The organism is Endozoicomonas sp. ALC013 (genome assembly GCF_049310205.1).
In the GTDB taxonomy this organism is placed as follows: domain Bacteria; phylum Pseudomonadota; class Gammaproteobacteria; order Pseudomonadales; family Endozoicomonadaceae; genus Endozoicomonas.
The window spans coordinates 1-15,805 of the sequence record NZ_JBLYNS010000122.1; the positions used below are offsets into that span (position 1 = coordinate 1).

The window sequence follows — 15,805 nt, forward strand, 5'->3', positions numbered from 1 at the left end:
CAGGTGCTGAGACTGTTGCTTGGGGAGCTGGCTTTTGTGGCGGTGCTGGTGGCGCTTCCCGGCGTCTTGATTGGCTGGTTGCTTCAGGAAGGGATTGTCCAGTTGCTCAGAGGGGTATTGCCCGCCTGGCTGCCCGCAGCGGGCATCATGCCGATGGTGATTGGTGGGCTCACCGGGGTGATTACCCTGGCCGGCTTTGGGCTTGCGCCACTGTTACGGCTGCAGGACGTTTCGCCACTGAGAGTCTTAAGACGTGACCTGTCGCCTGCGCCTGCCGCTTCCTGGCTGGTATACGGTTTCTCGTTAATGGCGGTGTTTCTGCTGCTCTGGTATCACACCGGCGAGGTGGTGATGGCGCTGATTCTGGCCGTGGCTTCGGGGGCGGTGCTGATGATGATCTCCCTGGGCGTGCAATTGCTGCTTACCCACCTGGGCAATCGTCAGAGGCTTGCCGCCCTGCCGGTGTTCTGGCGTCCCGGGGCCAGCAGAATTATCCAGGGTAAAGGCAAGACCTCGGCCCAGCTTCTGGCATTTACCCTGACCTTTATGGCCATGGCGGTGGTGCTGCTACTGCGCACCGATCTGCTTGATCGCTGGCAGAATGAGTTGCCGGACGAGACACCCAACTACTTTGCCATGAATATCCAGCCGTCTGAAGTTGACGCATACTCCGAGTTTCTGACCATTAATGATGTGGATACCAGTCAGCTCTATCCGATTATCCGTGGTCGTCTGGTTCGCATTAATGATGTGCCCGTCAGGGAGGCAGTAACCAAAGAGCAGGAGAACCATAACGCCCTGAACCGTGAATTGAACATGACCTGGTCAGAAACGTTGCCGGAAAGTAACCGGATTGAACAGGGCGAATGGTGGGAACCCGGCAGCAATGAAGGGCTTTCCATTGAGGCAGAAATTGCTGAAAACCTGGGTATTGATCTGGGTGACCGGCTGACGTTTATGGTGTCAGGCAATGAGTTTACCGAAACGGTGAGCAGTATTCGTTCGGTCCAGTGGGAGTCTTTCCGGCCTAATTTTTACATGATTTTTCCTGAGGCCGTTTTACAGAATCTGTCGGCTACCTGGTTGAACAGCTTCTATCTGGATGCAGAGGATAAACTGCTGCTCAATGGTTTGGTCACTCAGTTTCCCACCATGACCTTGCTGGACCTGGATGCTGTGATTAGCCAGGTTAAGAAGATGCTGGCGCAATCAACCATTGCTGTCGAAGCAATGCTGGCGGCACTGCTATTGGCAGGGTTGCTGGTGATGATGTCCGTGATTGAATCCAGCATTGATGAACGCCTGCACGAAGGCGCATTGATTCGCTCACTCGGAGGAACCCGTCGTCAGCTCTTGATCATGCAGATCGGCGAGTTTGTTCTGTTCGGTGTTCTGGCGGGTTTACTGGCAGCCTGCGGTACCGAGCTTGCCAGCTATTTGCTCAATACCCGGGTTTTCCAGTTGCGTTGGGAACCTGCCTGGTTTATCTGGTGTGCATTACCCCTGTTTGGTGCCGCTGTTCTGGGTATTGCCGGATGGTTGGGGATTCGCCGGGTCATCAGCCAGTCTCCTGCAAATATTTTGCAGGAGGTGTGAGCCAAATTGCATCTGCACAAAAAATGAACAGGCATTGTTTTGCCCAGTAACCGTAAGGGATAAAAGGATTTATCCACAGCTCATTCAGGGAGTTGATCAGGGAAACTGTGGAAATCTGTTCACTATCTGGATTAACCTGAAGAAAACACTACCTCAGGGAAGGAGGTTACTATGGCGTGGGTAATGGATGGCGATGTCAAAGGGCTCAGTGGACCGTTCGCACGGGAAGACAGTATGGAAGGAGTGGCGACGGCGGTCTCTGCCGATTCGCTGCCCATTGAGGATGAATCCTACCTCTGCCTGTTATGCCTGCGGGACAGTACTGAGCGGATCATCATGCTCTACTTTAATTACATCAAGTTGCGCCAGGAAATATCAAGAGACACGCCTGCCGTGCTGATCGGCATGCTGATGGTCATGCAGGAAAAACACAAGGGTCTGCAGGAGAAGCTGCTGCATTACTACCCGGGATACATGGCCGCTGGAAAATGGCACGATCGGGATGAGCAAAATGAATGCCTGGGGTATCTCAGTGAAGATAACCGGCAATCCTTACAGCAGATCTGTCTGACCGAGATGAAGATGATGATATTGATATCACAGATGATGGAACGCTGAGGATTTGTCCCAGAATAACTTGATCATTTTACTCTCTGGGAAAAGGTCGCCACCCGCTGCCCGTAAAAGCGCAAGCGGTTTCAGCTTTTCGGGTAGCGGGTAGCGTCTGTAGAAGTGTTGAAGTTATTTCAGGGCCGTTCCTAACCAGTGTATGGTTTCAATGAGTTTGACGTGTACAATCTCCGTTCACCCTGAGCGGAGTCGAAGGGTGCTTGGCACGATCTATCAGAGTCCTGAGTTTCCACCCTTCGACAGGCTCAGGATGAACGGAGCGTACGGGTATTAACGCTTTTCTGCACTAGACATTGACAGGTTGCGCACAGGTTTATGTGGATAACCTGTGCGCTACCTGTATAAGTCCTGTTGCCAGTTATGAATAAGTTTATTTGTGTATAAGCAGGTGTGGACAAACCGAAAACAACAGTCAGGCAGGAGAACCCAGAAGATCAAAACAAGTGGATTAACGGGGCGGTTAATCGTGGCCCCCTGAACCATTCGCTTTCTCAGAGGATTTATCACCATCCGTTTTGGAGCGCAGGAGTTTTTTAAACTGCTCTGCCAGATCCGTCTGCCCTTTGATCTGACTTCTTTCGACGACCGGGGCATCAAAATCTTTCAGCAGCGTGATTTGGTTAGGTGTGATGCCAATAAGAAGATCTTTGCCACTCACCCGAACCAGAGTCAGGCGTGACTGATTCGTTAGAGGCGCACTGGATAATAACTCGATATCTTTGCCCATGGCCGGCAGTTTGGGGTTAAGCCGCTTGACCAGCCAGGCCAACGCAAAAATCAGGCTGACCACCATCAGCATGGGCATGACAACCTGAAACAGATCCAGTTCACTGACCGGATTGGCAGGCTCTGCTGTCTCAGCCATCAAGCTGGCGGGCAGAAATAACAGGAAAGCGTAATATTTGCATAATTGTCTCATGCTAATGACTATAAAGCTCTCCCGGCTCAGAGTGCAAGCTTCTGATTTGGTTTATATTCTGCGCAATGGTGAAATCCCCTGCTGCTCATTGGCTCATCTTATTAAATCAGTGATTTTAAATGGATTGTCCAGACGTGGATCAATTGACTCCTGATATTCAGATAGTCTTTAAATATCAATAGATTAATAGTACCAGGGGATTTACTACCCTGGTATTTTTATCTCTTTAATGAACTATTGTCCTCAATATTGATCAAAAGAAGTAATTAGAAAATCATTCGAACCTAATCAGGCTTAAGATATGATTTCTTAACGAATGCAATGACTGTTGCTTGAAGTAAGCGAAACAATGAATCCTTGTGGAATACAGGAAATCCATAAGCTGATTAAAACCCCATACGGTTAAAAAATCTTTCCAGAGTATTTAAGGAGTAAAAAATGGATAATAAGGTTGGGAATAAAGGTTATGGAACAACAAGTTCTTCTCCTGGTGTTGGCCCCTCTGAATCTGCAAGGCGCAGGCATGAAACGGGTACTCATGAAAGATATAAACATCACGCTAAAAATGATGGCACAGAACAACCTGCTCCCTCGCGGCAATTCGCAGGTCGTCCCTGTTCAACAAGGCTGGCGCGGCCTTACGGAGTTTCAGGCAGCACGGGGCCCGGTTCTGTAATCGGCGATATTTCAGGACCTCGACTTGCACCAAAAACCTCTGCTTATTCAATAAGCCAACTGGCTGCAGTTACCCAGTTATCTCCACCCCACAACCGAAGTTCTGCCACTGACTCCTCTGCAAAGTCTTTGAGTGATATTGCCAGGGTATGTTGTGAAATCTTCCATAAAGAAATTTACCCAAGACTCCAATTTATGAATGATGTAATTGAACAGGATGTTCTTAAGGCTGTGTCGACACTGCAAAACTCAGTCACAGTCATGCAGCATTTAAAGGCGTTGAAACCTGATACGAAATTAGATATCGAACACAAACGGGCCCTCGAAGAGGTGGCCACAGCATACCTGACTATGCCAGTTGCCGGGACGACCAATTCTGAAACGGGTTCAAGAGCAAAGAAGTCTGAGTCAACAGTTGAGGGGAATTGGCAAAAATACTCACCCAGGTACGACCTGCGAGCTCAAACCGCTGCCAATAGACCGGGACAATCAGAGGCAACAAACGCTCCTCAACCACCGAAAGTAAAAATTAAACGCCCGGTACTTACCCGATCCAGGCAATCACCGGGTATGGGAACTCAAAGAGAAATACAGGATGCCCGGTCAGATCGGTTTAAACCACAAGCTCGGCAATGTGTGCCCATTCCACCGACTAAAAATAAGCAAGATCGGCCACTGACACCGGTTGCAGATCCATCTGATGATGCTTTCCTGGGTCTGAGTGGTGAGGATCTGACTAAATCTCTCTTGTTTGACATCAGGATTGGCCGGGCGGCTGCCAATTCGATAAAGCATGCCAGTCAGCCTGAAGAACTGCCTCCAAAGATCAGTTCACAAAATGTTGTTGCCACTTCCGCTTTGGCAGAAGGCCTGAATTTGCCGAAAGCCCCAGATCCTGGTGGAGCAAGGCGGAAGCATCTAATGCCGGGAGTGGGCAGCAGGCCTCTGGCACCGGTAACCACGGCAAGGTCCGATGCTGCCTTGACAAACGTTCCACACAGTCCTGCCCAGCGGGTAACTCAGTGTTCACCGGAGCCTGACTCTAGACATTCGGGGCGTGCAACTGAAGACCAGATAGTACAAATAGCCCGAAATCTTGGAGCTAATGACCCGGATGAGGAGACTCGTAAAAAAATTATCGACATAATTAATTCATCAGACCTGGACCAGCATACTATCGAAAAAGCTGCTGGACGCCGATGGGAACAGGGTACACCGGAGGCTTTGCTGTTATTGCAAACGGAGTACGCCTGCCGGGAAACAAGCCCGCCCGCAGGCCCTTCTGTTAAGGCTGGGCACGGTTCAGCCTTAGCAGCAGCATCTAATGCTGATAGACCTGAGAACTCTATTTCTGATTCCAATATGTCAAATCAAGTCATAGAAGCGGTTGGAGGTCATCACCCCATTGCCCCTGACTCCAGGCACTCTGAGGAAGATGAAGGCGGTTACGACTTAAGTGAGGCTATTTGGGAGGCAATGAATGAAGAGGTAGGTGTTCCTTCATCTGGTCACAGCTCAGGTACATCTAGTCCAGGTAGTTCATCTAGTTCATCCAGTTCATGGCATTTCGTAGACACTAAACCAGATGGGCATGGTGGTACTGGATATCTTATCCGCGCCGAAACTCAAGCTACCCATTGGCCGGACCATCCGCAAAGACAGGCAGCGGAGCCTTGGGTCGCCCTGGGCATGAATGACCCGACTCCCTCTCTGGTATTTGATTTAAATAATCAAAAGATTGATACGTCAGCGCTGCCTGATCAATCCGAGAATACCAGAATCACTGAGGCGCAAATCCCGAAAATAATGAAACAATTTAAAAAGTCAATTCCTATGGATGCCGCTACCGAGGAAAAGATATGGCGCAATATTGGTACTATAGAACTGACTACCACGGAGGTTAAGGCAGCCATTCATGGTGGTAGAGATTCACTTTGTATTATTCTGGCAAAATGTCTTCAGGGGCCATCATTACCACAACAAGCAGTCTCTCATACCGACGGACGTAACACTCATCCAGGTGAAGCAACGGTAAGACCAGCAGGCATTCAAGCAAGAAACAATAACTGTAGCCTTGCATCCTTCTTTATGTGTCTTTCACATGATGGCGTGCTGGATACCTTGATTAGTGATGCCAATCATAGAATTGAAACACTTCAACATTCAAGGAAATTTAATGATGCCAGATCCCTGGAAAGTCTAGTTAGACTACTGAAGAAATTCAATACTGGTGGCAATACTGATAAATATATTCCAAATAATGAACTTGATAAGATCAGATCACACTTTAGCCTGGGAGCAATCGAATTGAAGAGTGAAGCTATCGATTTTGCTTTCAATAAAGGGGGGCTTGTAAGGCTTGTGGTTGAATCGGAATTTATCGATGGCACAAAATTAATAAATGATAATAAAAAAGCGGCAATTTCATTAGCAATATCAGCAGTTCCAAAACATGGTTCATTATACGCTACGGTTATCTCTCTTCCTGATTCATCTACAGGTTGTATGGTTCTCAAAGGCACTTCTCTGGTTGCAGGTCAACAGATAACTAAAGCTGATCTTAAGGATTTGAAATTTGTACCCTTTGGAGAACAACTGGAACACAATGAGCTTATTAACAGGATGCTCAGTGAAATCTATGGGTATTTGAATACTGAAGCCGAGCCGTTACAAAGTATATCGCAATTAGAGCGTGTACCCATGTCACTCAAACAAAAAGTCACCTTGATTGAGATGTCTCATGATCGTAAAGAATTAGAAAAAACTACCAGAAAAGCACCAAATTTTAATACTGCCATAAAGGAGGAAGAAGTTCCTGGAAATTTAAAACTCAAAAAAAGGGAAACCAAACCTCACGAGTACAACAGGAATACTATCGGACAGACTATTGAATATTATCATAATGAAAATGACATCCTGAGTTTAAAGCTGACGAAGGAGCACCATCATGCACATAAGGGTGTAATCCGCAAGAATTTTGAGTACTTTGATAAGGACGGGAATCTGTCCGAGAAAATCATCCTTGGAATGGATAAACACTGTCTGCTTGATACTCCTTTCGTTCGTTCCAGAGAGTCAGAAAAAGTTGAAAATGGAGAAAGAATCAAAGTTGAAGAAGTGCTGACTGGATATTCACAAAACACTCCACATTCAGGAAATGTAGTAACAACGAAAATAAAGAGAGCGGATAACTTTCAAGATTTGATCGATATCTTTATTGATGGCTTGAAAGGTAAATACAGTAACGGTGCTTTAAAGGCACTTTTACCGGAGGGAAAAGATGATTGTCCGGAAGTCATATTCATGGTCATACCTAATGAGGGTAAACACAAAAGGTGTAAATTAGACTGGCAAAAGGATGTTAGCCTGCCCACGTTACAAGGTGACAAAAAAGTCACTTATGGAGCCGATGCCATGGTTACGATTGCTGAAAGCCACTTTTTAGCCTGGCTAAGAGATCGTAAAAACGGGCTGCTTCACTACACGGACTCCATGGGCGATAGTGAAGACAATGTTACGATTCCTGTGGTGGTTACGATGCCGGATCAGAATACAGAAGCCGCGCTACAAATTGCTGATCAAAAGGTCAATGGCATTCATAGACACTTCAGAGAAGCCGAAGGAAAGCTAAAAGTGCTTGATAGCCAGATGGCTTTGGTGATGTTAAAGCGAAAAGATTAAAGAACGCTGAGCCATTTAATAAATGGCTCTTTTTTTGCTCCCTTTTCAGATTTTTGCGGCGTCTGCCCACTGCTCAATGTCAGGCTCAAGGTAAGCATGCTCCAGCGCTTCGATAGCCCAGTCCTGTCTTTCCGATAATTTTCTTAGCAGTCGAAGAGAAACCACCTGAACGGCGGGTATCTGGCTCCAGATACTTTTAGTCAGGCATCGCCAGTGGTTGGGTTCCAGACGTTTTGGCTGCTCCAGTTGCGTTTTACAGGTTTCACAGAGCATCAGACAGTGGTCGTGATCTGGCTCACCGGGTACAGGCTCTACCTCATGAATGGACAGTGGAACGCCGGACGCTTCACACAGTTCACATTTCGATTTTGCCCGCCGTGCCAGGTCCTTTCCCAGCATACTCAGGGCACTCTGTCGCTCCTGATGCTTTAGTAGCCCTTTGGCCATGGTTTATCCTCCAAAAATTTCTTTATCGTTACATCGTGACCGCTTGCAGTCTCTGGATAATCAGACAATGATAAGTTGATTGATATCTGGCTGGCTGCGAGCTTATGACTCTGAATGTGAACAGGGTAAAAACTGTGAACAGGGATGACTGGTTAATTCCTGTGGATTATCTGGTAATTCATTATACAGCGGTAGACCTGAAAGATACGCTGGACATTTTTATGAACCCTGAGTCCTGTGCGTCTGCACATCTGGTGATCGATACGGATGGTGAGATTTATGAACTGGTTGACTGTCTGGATGGCCATGTCTATCGCGGTTGGCATGCGGGGGTTAGTGAGTGGGAAGGCGTTCAGGGGTTCAATGACTGTTCTATTGGCATCGAGCTGGTGAATTATAACGGTAATGTATTCCCGTTTACCGAAGCACAGTACCGGTCGTTGCAGCAGGTGATGGCCAGGTTCAAAGAACACTACCCTGATTTGCGCGACCCTGAGAGGGTGCTTGGTCATGAGCATATTGCCGGCTTTCGTGGCAAAGCTGACCCCGGCATACTGTTTGACTGGCCCCGTTTTTACCGAGAGAACTACCCGGGGCCAGAGGCCCCCTGCCGTCCTGCGCTATGCCCGAAAGCACTGCAAGAGAGTTTGCTGCAACTGCAAAAGAGTGAGCCTGAATCGCAAACAGAAAAAAGCCAGTTCTGGCGTTCGGTCAGTTTGCTGACAGAAACGACCATTCGTCTTATTGCAGAGGCTAAGACAGGCTCTTGATGCATCAGTCAAGACTATGTTGATCCTAGGAGGCTGACCGAGAATAGACTGCCCTACTGCGGTGGCAGCAAATTGAGGGCAAAAAGTCGGAAATTTTCTGCCATCCTCGCTACGGGCGCTATTCTCGGTCAGCCTCCTAGACCCAGAAGCTGCTCTCCAACGGGCGTCAGTTTAGCGGGCTCTCCGGGTTCCGGGTCCTGTTGATACGGAAAGTTACGCCAGCGCTCAGGCGCTCTTTTATCACGCCATAGCTGAATACGCTCTTCCCGATTATCTTCGGTACCCGCCGGGAACATGGAGATATATTGGGTCAGGCGTGGCTTTGAATGGTGGTTCAGGCTGCTGGCATGGGGCAGGCGTGAGTCCCAGAGAATGAAGGTTCCGGCCTTGCCCGCCAGATGGACAATATCATGGCCTTTCAGCTCTTCATCGGTAAAGAGTAGAGAGTTGCGATCCAGTGTCGTTTGTTTCCCGGTGTAAAGGCTGGGAACACAACAGAATGCCCCCTGATTTTCCGCCGTATCCGTCAGGTAGAGAATCCCCTGGTATCTTGGCAGGAACACTTTTTCCGGATGGCTGTCCAGGTGGATCTGACTGTCGTCTTTCTTATCCGGGTGCTCCGGACGCCAGGGTGGTTTGAAGGAGGCTCGATCCAATCTTACCCAGAGATCGTCTGTCTTTAAAAGGTCAGCATACAATCGGTAGACAGGCTCATACTGGCGGATATCCCAGAATGCCTGATGATGATGAATGGGCACAATACCATTACTGCCCAGGTTTTTCCGGTACCAGGTTGTGGGATCATCCAGTTCAACCTCCAGAAAGTCAGTAATGGCTTTGATAACGGGCTGGAGTAACTGCCCGGGCACCAGGTCAGGAACGATGATGTAACCTTTTTCCTGCAGTTCGCTTTGATCAATCATTACTCAGGTCCCTTATTTATTGGCTTATTGCGGAACGTTTTCAGTGCAGCGTTGACTCCAGTGTCTGAGCCTCATCAAACTCTGAAGGCAGGCTGTCATCAAGGCTATCCAGCAAGGCCATAACTGTTTGGCGGATAATATCCGTGTTCTTGTTCAGCTCATGGTATTTGACAATGCTGATCAGCATTTGTGCCAGGGGATAAATCCGAAGATGGTTTTTAATATCGGCTGGGGATATTTTTCCTGTTGCCCCTTCAACGTAGTCATTGGCACCCCGGGTAAACCCTTTGTGGGCTGACTCGAGAAGGTCCATCGTTGAGCGGTTATCGGCGCTGTCCATCAATGATTGGAGCAGGGTGTTCAATGGTTCTTCGTTGTTACGGGAATGGTTATGAGACATCTCTACAGCTCCTGTGAAGGTTCTGTAGAGACTAAAATTCCATTAATGGCGTTGGTATCCGTATATTTGCCAGTGTCATGATGATCAGTACCGTGTAAGCGCGAGTAATCAGGACATTCTCAGTAGTTAAGCGCGTTAAACGACTGGATGAAACTGCGGGCATGATGGGTTTCATGAGTGAACTGCCGCAGATTCAGGTTTTCATGAATGTAGGTTGGAAAATCCTGTAACGAGGTCTCTTTTTCCATATTGCAAAAACCCATGGACCAGTCCTGAAAGCTGCGGCAGGCCGCAGGCGCAGATATGATTTTGATGATATTGTGGTGGCGGCTATCTTTGCAGATTCCCTGATATACCTGCAGCACATGCTGTTTTGTTCCTTCCAGCATCTGCAGGAAATTACCGCCTTTGTACAACAGCATTCCGGTAATATCCAGGCTCAGGTTATTGTCTCTGCTTTCGTTCAGCAGAGCGAGCAGGCTGTCATTGTTCATCAGTTGACTGGCAGAACTGACATAAATCAGATAATAAAGTGATTGTTCCATTCACTGTAACCCTTAATCCATTACAATCATTACCCGGGCGTTCAGCCCTGTTAATTTTTTACCAGATTAACCTGACATTAAAAAGTGATAAAAAATGGCGAGGGCAACCGCTCTAACCAGGACACGGACTGCTTTGGAACAGATGTTATGATCCGTCCACAGACAACAGGCTTCTGGCGTACAACGTTTACACTCTGCCTTGGCTCCTTTATGGTGTTTGCCAATCTTTATATCAGCCAGCCTCTGTTGCCAATGCTGGCGTATAGTTTCCATTTGACGGCACTGGAAGCCAGCTTCAGTTTTACCATCACAGCGTTCATGCTGGGGTTTGCTCATGATATTAAAACGATTACGCCTGAAGAATAAGGCTGACCGCCGCCTGAAACTCGGGCACCTGTGGATATACAGTAATGAAGTGGATACGCAGACCACACCACTGAGCAGCTTTGCTGTGGGTGAGTGCGTACTGGTTGAAAACTCCTTTGGCAAGACGCTGGGTACGGCTTATGTGAACCCCAATAGCCTGATCTGTGCCCGCCTGGTCAGTCGGGAAGCTGACCGGCCACTGGATAAGGCGCTTTTGATTGATAAAATTAACGTTGCTCTCAGTCTGCGCGAGCGATTGTTTGAAAAGCCCTATTACCGGTTAGTTTATGGTGATAGTGACGGATTGCCCGGGCTGGTGGTTGACCGGTTTGATGAGGTACTGGTGGCGCAGATATCCACGGCGGGTATGGAGCAGGTTCGGGATGACGTTGTGGAAGCGTTAAACCAGGTTCTGAAATCTAAAGGTATTTTGTTCAAGAACCGTGGCAATGCCCGCAAGCTGGAAGACCTGCCGCAATATATTGAGGTCGCTTCCGGAGCGGTTCCGGAAGTGGTGGTGCTGGAAGAGAATGGCGTAAGCTTTCAGGCTCCGGTGATGGAAGGCCAGAAAACCGGGTGGTTTTATGATCACCGGCTCAATCGGGACCGCCTGCGGCATTATGTTAAAGGTAAACGGGTTCTGGATGTTTTCAGTTATGTGGGTGGCTGGGGCATTCAGGCGGCGGCTTTCGGGGCGGATAAAGTGACCTGCGTCGATGCGTCTGCCCTGGCATTGGAAAATGTTCATGCCAATGCGGAACTCAATGAGGTTCAGCATAAGGTGGACACTCTGCAAGGTGATGCCTTTGAAGCATTGAAGGCGTTGAAAGACAGCCAGGAACGGTTTGACCTGGTTATTGTTGATCCGCCCGCCTTTATTAAAAAGCGCAAAGATATGAAAGCTGGTGAACAGGCCTATCGTCGCATCAATGAGCTGGCTATGCGTTTACTGGAGAGGGATGGTTATCTGGTGGCAGCCTCCTGCTCAATGCATTTGCACCGGGATAATATGATTGATTTGCTACGGGCTGGCAGTCGTCATATTGACCGTAACCTGCAGATTCTGGATCAGGGGCACCAGGGACCGGATCATCCTGTGCACCCATGCATTCCGGAGACGGACTATATCAAAGCAATTTTTGCCCGGTTGACTGTTCAATAAATGGCCTTTAAGAGCCACTAACGAAAACTGATAACTGGCCAGCCATGGGCTTCTGCAAAGCTTTTGAGTTCCGGGTCGGGGTCGACAGCGACAGGGTTGTCGACCTTCTTCAGCAGCGGCAGGTCATTTTGAGAGTCGCTGTAGAAGTAGCTGCCAGCCATTGAGTGCTCCGGGTGCTGGTTGAGCCATTCCTGCAGGCGGAGTACTTTCCCCTGCTGATAGGTGGGGATTCCGGTAACGTTGCCAGTATAGCGGTTGTCGCTGATCTCCAGGTCAATGGCCAGCAGGGCATCTACCTTGAACTGGTCAGCAATGGGTTTGGTCACAAAGCGATTGGTGGCGGTGATGATCATAATATAATCACCACGCTGGCGGTGGTGTTCTATCCTGGCCAGTGCTTTATCCAACAGGATGGGGCTGATAACCTGTGCCATAAACTGACCATGCCAGGTTGCAAGCGCTTCCAGGGAGTATTGTGTTAATGGTTCAAGGCAAAAATCCAGATACTCCCGGATGTCCATAACCCCCTGTTGATACTGTTTATAAAAACGATGGTTACCTTCCCTGAAGCTTTCACTATCCACCAGGCCATTAGCGGCCATAAACTCTCCCCACAGGGCATCACTGTCGCCAGCAATGAGAGTATTGTCCAGATCAAAGATTGCCAGGGTCATTGTTACTCCGGTTTATTAGTCAGGCCGAGTGTTTCGGGATTATACAGGTTCTTTATCAACCCAAAAGCAATTACCCAATTCTGAATATTAAGTTTTTTGAATTTTTTATTACCAAGACTGTCTAATAGTTTTTTATCGATTGAGTTTTGTTATGGAAAGAAATAGTGGTGTATTACCGGGTACGCCATTTGGCCTGATGAATTATTATGATCACCGCAAAACCGTTCAGACTGATTCAGCTGTTTTTGGCCAACGTCAAGTATCAAACTGCCCCCCTGAAGCAAGAACAAATTATCTGGCTAATGCGAATAGTCAAGATCCGGGATATAGGATTAAGGAAGATCTGTTTAACCTGCTTGATGAGAATGGAGGGCGTTTAGCTCCGAAGCCAGCCCATTATTCGACTCCTCTGAGTCATTTAAATGCCCTGCAAGGCCAACAGACTCATGCGGTGCCGGTGACCGGGTTTTCTCCATCTACGCCTGTTACAACTTGTCTGGTGGATCAGCAAAGAGAGAGCCTCTCTTCTGTGTTTCTGCCAACTACCTGCATGATACCACAGCCGTTTGCAGAGCCTTATGTTCAAACAGTGGATAATAGCTTTAGCCATTTATGGAAGCAAAGGCAGGTATCCAACACAGGGCCTGAAACGGTGGATGGTTATTTAAGCAAACCCACCCCATCGGGAGATCATGTTGCATCAGCTCCTGTTTATTTGATGGAAAACCTGAGTATCGGTGAGCAATCTGGAGCAGTCAGTTTTCCGAACTTCTGGCCACTGGAAGCAGAAGCAAGTGCTGACCCTGTAAAAACACAGGATCTTGCACCTCCCCAGACACCTCATGCAAGTGAATCTGTCGCTTCGACCAACCGTGGTGAAGAAGTAATTACCGCTGCACATTTGGAGTCATCGGCGGCGGATGTACACAGTTCTCAACAACTTCCGGCTTTTTTAAGAAAAAAAATCCTGATTTCCCATTGGGGCTTATTGGAAAGGTATGCAAAGTCTCAGAAAGGAGGGAGCAGTCAATGGGCTAAAGCGTGGCAGAACGCCCTTGATTTTGCCTTGCAGTGCTCTGAGGAGGACTATCACTACAATTTAAATGTGGCGAAAGCTTTAACAAGACTCAAGTATATGGACCGGGCAAAAGAGATTTTGCTTGATCAGCTGGCTAAGTCTAATGATCAGAGATATCTTTTGGGTGTTAATAAACAGTTAGGATTCTTATTTTATAAAGAACAGAGCTACGTCACTTCCATAAAATATTATATGCATGGCTTTGTAGGCACGATGGATGTCCCTAATTATATTTACTCATTTATACATTCCGCAATGAAGCAAACTATTAGAATGTGTGATGACAAACAATTTGTAACCAATGCTGTTTGCTGGTTCAATTACCTGCAGCCAAAGACAAGAAAAAATAAAGTAGAGATCTCTAATTTTATCTTTCCACTCTATTATTCATCTATGTCTTCCTTAGAAGCTTCACAGACTTACACAGAGTATCTGGTGCCAGATCAGATGAAATGGGCCATTACCCGATGGAAAGATCTGGAATCCCTGGCTGCGAGCCTGAAGCCAGGAGATCCTAATTGGTTTGCGTCTTGGACTTGTGCCTTGAATTTTGCTTTGGAGTGTAAAAAGCTGAATTATCATTTCAACCTTAATGTAGCGATAGCATTAACCCGGTTGAATCAGCTGGATCTGGCCATCGACACTCTGTTCCAGCAGTTGTCTGTGCATGAATATGCAAATGAACACACGTACTTCATGGCCATAAATAAGCAACTGGGGTTTATCTTTTTCAGAAAAGGTGAGTATCTGGACTCTATTCATTACTATATGAATTGCTTTGATGGCTCAAGAGCTTTAGCCGACAAGACCTACCAGTATATAACCATCGCCATGCGCGCTTTCCAGGACGACGTGGACCCTGAATTCAGTCGTTCAGCAAATGACTGGTATAACCGGCTTTACTCACAATCAATGGAAGACAAACGGCTGTTCGGGAAGAAACGGACCTCTGTAACAAAGGCCCCCTTGTTACCTCTGGATTCTGCATCCGTGTAGTAGTGCAGTCTATACCGGATATTTTCGAACAGCCTTCTGGTACGTCATGTCAATGAGTTTGATAGTTCCAATCGCCATTCACCCTGAAGGTTTGCTGTATTGTATCCGTTTGTGAAACAATGCGTGATAAGTAATAGTTTAAGTGGCCACCGACAAGTGATTGCGTCTAAATCCTGTTGTTCTTTGAACAGTCAGCTTCATGCCCCGTTTTAGTGTGGGGTTATGATTATGTTCCTGGAAGTGGGGGGGTATTCGTACCATAGGATGGTGGCTCTAAGGTAGCCATATACGTGATTGACATCGATGGATTCAGGCCAAATGTAGGCATTATCCTGGCGAATCATCACGGTCAGTTATTGTGGGCTCGGCGGATCAGGCAGGATGCCTGGCAATTTCCCCAGGGTGGTATCAATGATGGGGAGACGCCGGAAGATGCCATGTACAGAGAGCTGTTTGAGGAGATAGGTCTTCATCCTGAAGATGTAGAAATCCTTGGCTGCACCCGGGGTTGGTTACGTTATCGTCTACCAAGACGTCTCGTCCGACGGGATCAGCAACCGCTGTGCATCGGGCAGAAGCAGAAATGGTTTTTGCTGCAGCTGCTGAGCAATGATGACCGTATTCGGGTTGACCACACGAGGTCTCCGGAATTTGATGGCTGGCGCTGGGTGAGTTACTGGTACCCTCTTGGTCAGGTGGTTTCTTTTAAACGGGAAGTCTACAGGCGGGCGCTGAAAGAGTTGGTACCCAGAATTGGGAAGTTACAGTCCAGAGGGGGGTGACAGGTTGCCATGAGCCTGTCGGACTTAAGCTTCCGTCCAGCCTCCCGGGCCCAATGGATATTTCTTTAAACCTGTGGGCTGCAATAACAGGAAAGATGTTAACAGGCAATATAATTTGCCATGGATTGCTATTGTACTGTTAAAGTAGTTGCAGCAAGTAT

General features: G+C 47.7%; 14 protein-coding genes. 8 read left to right on the forward strand and 6 right to left on the reverse strand.

Translation table 11 applies throughout. The features are described from left to right. Both ACO6V1_RS18250 and ACO6V1_RS18255 read left to right on the forward strand, forming a co-directional pair. Positions 1-1,596: ABC transporter permease (locus tag ACO6V1_RS18250; protein ID WP_422467930.1), on the forward strand; the 1,596-nt coding region annotated here is incomplete at its 5' end. Between the two features lie 171 nt (positions 1,597-1,767). Further along, positions 1,768-2,214, forward strand: a complete 447-nt coding sequence (locus ACO6V1_RS18255; protein WP_422462713.1) for a hypothetical protein — start codon at positions 1,768-1,770, stop codon at positions 2,212-2,214. Positions 2,215-2,686: 472 nt separating this feature from the next. Here ACO6V1_RS18255 and fliO read toward each other — a convergent pair whose 3' ends face one another. Continuing rightward, the gene (gene fliO, locus ACO6V1_RS18260; RefSeq protein ID WP_422467932.1) at positions 2,687-3,091 is read right to left on the reverse strand and encodes a flagellar biosynthetic protein FliO; all 405 of its coding nucleotides are present in this window, start codon (positions 3,089-3,091) and stop codon (positions 2,687-2,689) included. 492 nt (positions 3,092-3,583) lie between these two features. Here fliO and ACO6V1_RS18265 point away from each other — a divergent pair, with 492 nt between their 5' ends. Beyond that, entirely contained in the window at positions 3,584-7,501 is a 3,918-nt protein-coding gene (locus tag ACO6V1_RS18265) for a hypothetical protein (RefSeq protein WP_422467934.1), read from the forward strand. A 45-nt stretch (positions 7,502-7,546) separates the two neighbouring features. Here ACO6V1_RS18265 and ACO6V1_RS18270 read toward each other — a convergent pair whose 3' ends face one another. Then, entirely contained in the window at positions 7,547-7,948 is a 402-nt protein-coding gene (locus ACO6V1_RS18270; protein WP_422449756.1) for a phnA protein, read from the reverse strand. 104 nt (positions 7,949-8,052) lie between these two features. Between ACO6V1_RS18270 and ACO6V1_RS18275 the strand changes: the two genes are divergently transcribed. After that, complete coding sequence (locus tag ACO6V1_RS18275; protein WP_422467936.1) at positions 8,053-8,718, forward strand: N-acetylmuramoyl-L-alanine amidase; 666 nt, start codon at positions 8,053-8,055, stop codon at positions 8,716-8,718. Positions 8,719-8,846: 128 nt separating this feature from the next. Here ACO6V1_RS18275 and ACO6V1_RS18280 read toward each other — a convergent pair whose 3' ends face one another. The 3 genes from ACO6V1_RS18280 to ACO6V1_RS18290 form a co-directional block, all read right to left on the reverse strand. Continuing rightward, on the reverse strand, positions 8,847-9,641 hold the full coding sequence (locus ACO6V1_RS18280; RefSeq protein WP_422467938.1) for a phytanoyl-CoA dioxygenase family protein: 795 nt from the start codon (positions 9,639-9,641) through the stop codon (positions 8,847-8,849). Between the two features lie 40 nt (positions 9,642-9,681). After that, positions 9,682-10,041 carry a hypothetical protein gene (locus ACO6V1_RS18285; RefSeq protein WP_422467940.1) on the reverse strand — a complete coding sequence of 120 codons (360 nt, stop codon included), beginning with the start codon at positions 10,039-10,041 and terminating at the stop codon, positions 9,682-9,684. A 119-nt stretch (positions 10,042-10,160) separates the two neighbouring features. Beyond that, on the reverse strand, positions 10,161-10,586 hold the full coding sequence (locus ACO6V1_RS18290) for a BLUF domain-containing protein (protein WP_422449752.1): 426 nt from the start codon (positions 10,584-10,586) through the stop codon (positions 10,161-10,163). Positions 10,587-10,733: 147 nt separating this feature from the next. Between ACO6V1_RS18290 and ACO6V1_RS18295 the strand changes: the two genes are divergently transcribed. Both ACO6V1_RS18295 and ACO6V1_RS18300 read left to right on the forward strand, forming a co-directional pair. Further along, the gene (locus ACO6V1_RS18295) at positions 10,734-10,952 is read left to right on the forward strand and encodes a hypothetical protein (protein WP_422462722.1); all 219 of its coding nucleotides are present in this window, start codon (positions 10,734-10,736) and stop codon (positions 10,950-10,952) included. Beyond that, positions 10,921-12,114, forward strand: coding sequence for a class I SAM-dependent rRNA methyltransferase (locus ACO6V1_RS18300; RefSeq protein WP_422467942.1), 1,194 nt, complete (start codon positions 10,921-10,923; stop codon positions 12,112-12,114). Before ACO6V1_RS18295 ends, ACO6V1_RS18300 begins: the two co-directional genes overlap by 32 nt. A 17-nt stretch (positions 12,115-12,131) precedes the next feature. Here the strand turns inward: ACO6V1_RS18300 and ACO6V1_RS18305 are convergent, their stop codons facing one another. Then, positions 12,132-12,788 (reverse strand): HAD family hydrolase, encoded by a 657-nt coding sequence (locus ACO6V1_RS18305; RefSeq protein ID WP_209200614.1) that lies wholly within the window; start codon positions 12,786-12,788, stop codon positions 12,132-12,134. Between the two features lie 151 nt (positions 12,789-12,939). On the opposite strand from ACO6V1_RS18305, the gene ACO6V1_RS18310 reads away from it, so the two are divergent. Both ACO6V1_RS18310 and rppH read left to right on the forward strand, forming a co-directional pair. Further along, positions 12,940-14,862, forward strand: coding sequence for a hypothetical protein (locus tag ACO6V1_RS18310; protein WP_422449749.1), 1,923 nt, complete (start codon positions 12,940-12,942; stop codon positions 14,860-14,862). Positions 14,863-15,152: 290 nt separating this feature from the next. Then, positions 15,153-15,644, forward strand: coding sequence for an RNA pyrophosphohydrolase (gene rppH, locus ACO6V1_RS18315; protein ID WP_101744739.1), 492 nt, complete (start codon positions 15,153-15,155; stop codon positions 15,642-15,644). Positions 15,645-15,805: the final 161 nt, after the last annotated feature.

Excerpts from the sequence above, each read along its gene's own strand:
- ACO6V1_RS18285 (WP_422467940.1), bottom strand. The coding sequence starts at position 10,041 with ATGTCTCATAACCATTCCCGTAACAACGAAGAACCATTGAACACCCTG.
- ACO6V1_RS18275 (WP_422467936.1), top strand. The coding sequence starts at position 8,053 with ATGACTCTGAATGTGAACAGGGTAAAAACTGTGAACAGGGATGACTGG.
- ACO6V1_RS18300 (WP_422467942.1), top strand. The coding sequence starts at position 10,921 with ATGATATTAAAACGATTACGCCTGAAGAATAAGGCTGACCGCCGCCTG.
- ACO6V1_RS18265 (WP_422467934.1), top strand. The coding sequence starts at position 3,584 with ATGGATAATAAGGTTGGGAATAAAGGTTATGGAACAACAAGTTCTTCT.
- ACO6V1_RS18290 (WP_422449752.1), bottom strand. The coding sequence starts at position 10,586 with ATGGAACAATCACTTTATTATCTGATTTATGTCAGTTCTGCCAGTCAA.
- ACO6V1_RS18280 (WP_422467938.1), bottom strand. The coding sequence starts at position 9,641 with ATGATTGATCAAAGCGAACTGCAGGAAAAAGGTTACATCATCGTTCCT.
- ACO6V1_RS18270 (WP_422449756.1), bottom strand. The coding sequence starts at position 7,948 with ATGGCCAAAGGGCTACTAAAGCATCAGGAGCGACAGAGTGCCCTGAGT.
- fliO (WP_422467932.1), bottom strand. The coding sequence starts at position 3,091 with ATGGCTGAGACAGCAGAGCCTGCCAATCCGGTCAGTGAACTGGATCTG.
- ACO6V1_RS18255 (WP_422462713.1), top strand. The coding sequence starts at position 1,768 with ATGGCGTGGGTAATGGATGGCGATGTCAAAGGGCTCAGTGGACCGTTC.
- ACO6V1_RS18295 (WP_422462722.1), top strand. The coding sequence starts at position 10,734 with ATGATCCGTCCACAGACAACAGGCTTCTGGCGTACAACGTTTACACTC.
- ACO6V1_RS18305 (WP_209200614.1), bottom strand. The coding sequence starts at position 12,788 with ATGACCCTGGCAATCTTTGATCTGGACAATACTCTCATTGCTGGCGAC.
- ACO6V1_RS18310 (WP_422449749.1), top strand. The coding sequence starts at position 12,940 with ATGGAAAGAAATAGTGGTGTATTACCGGGTACGCCATTTGGCCTGATG.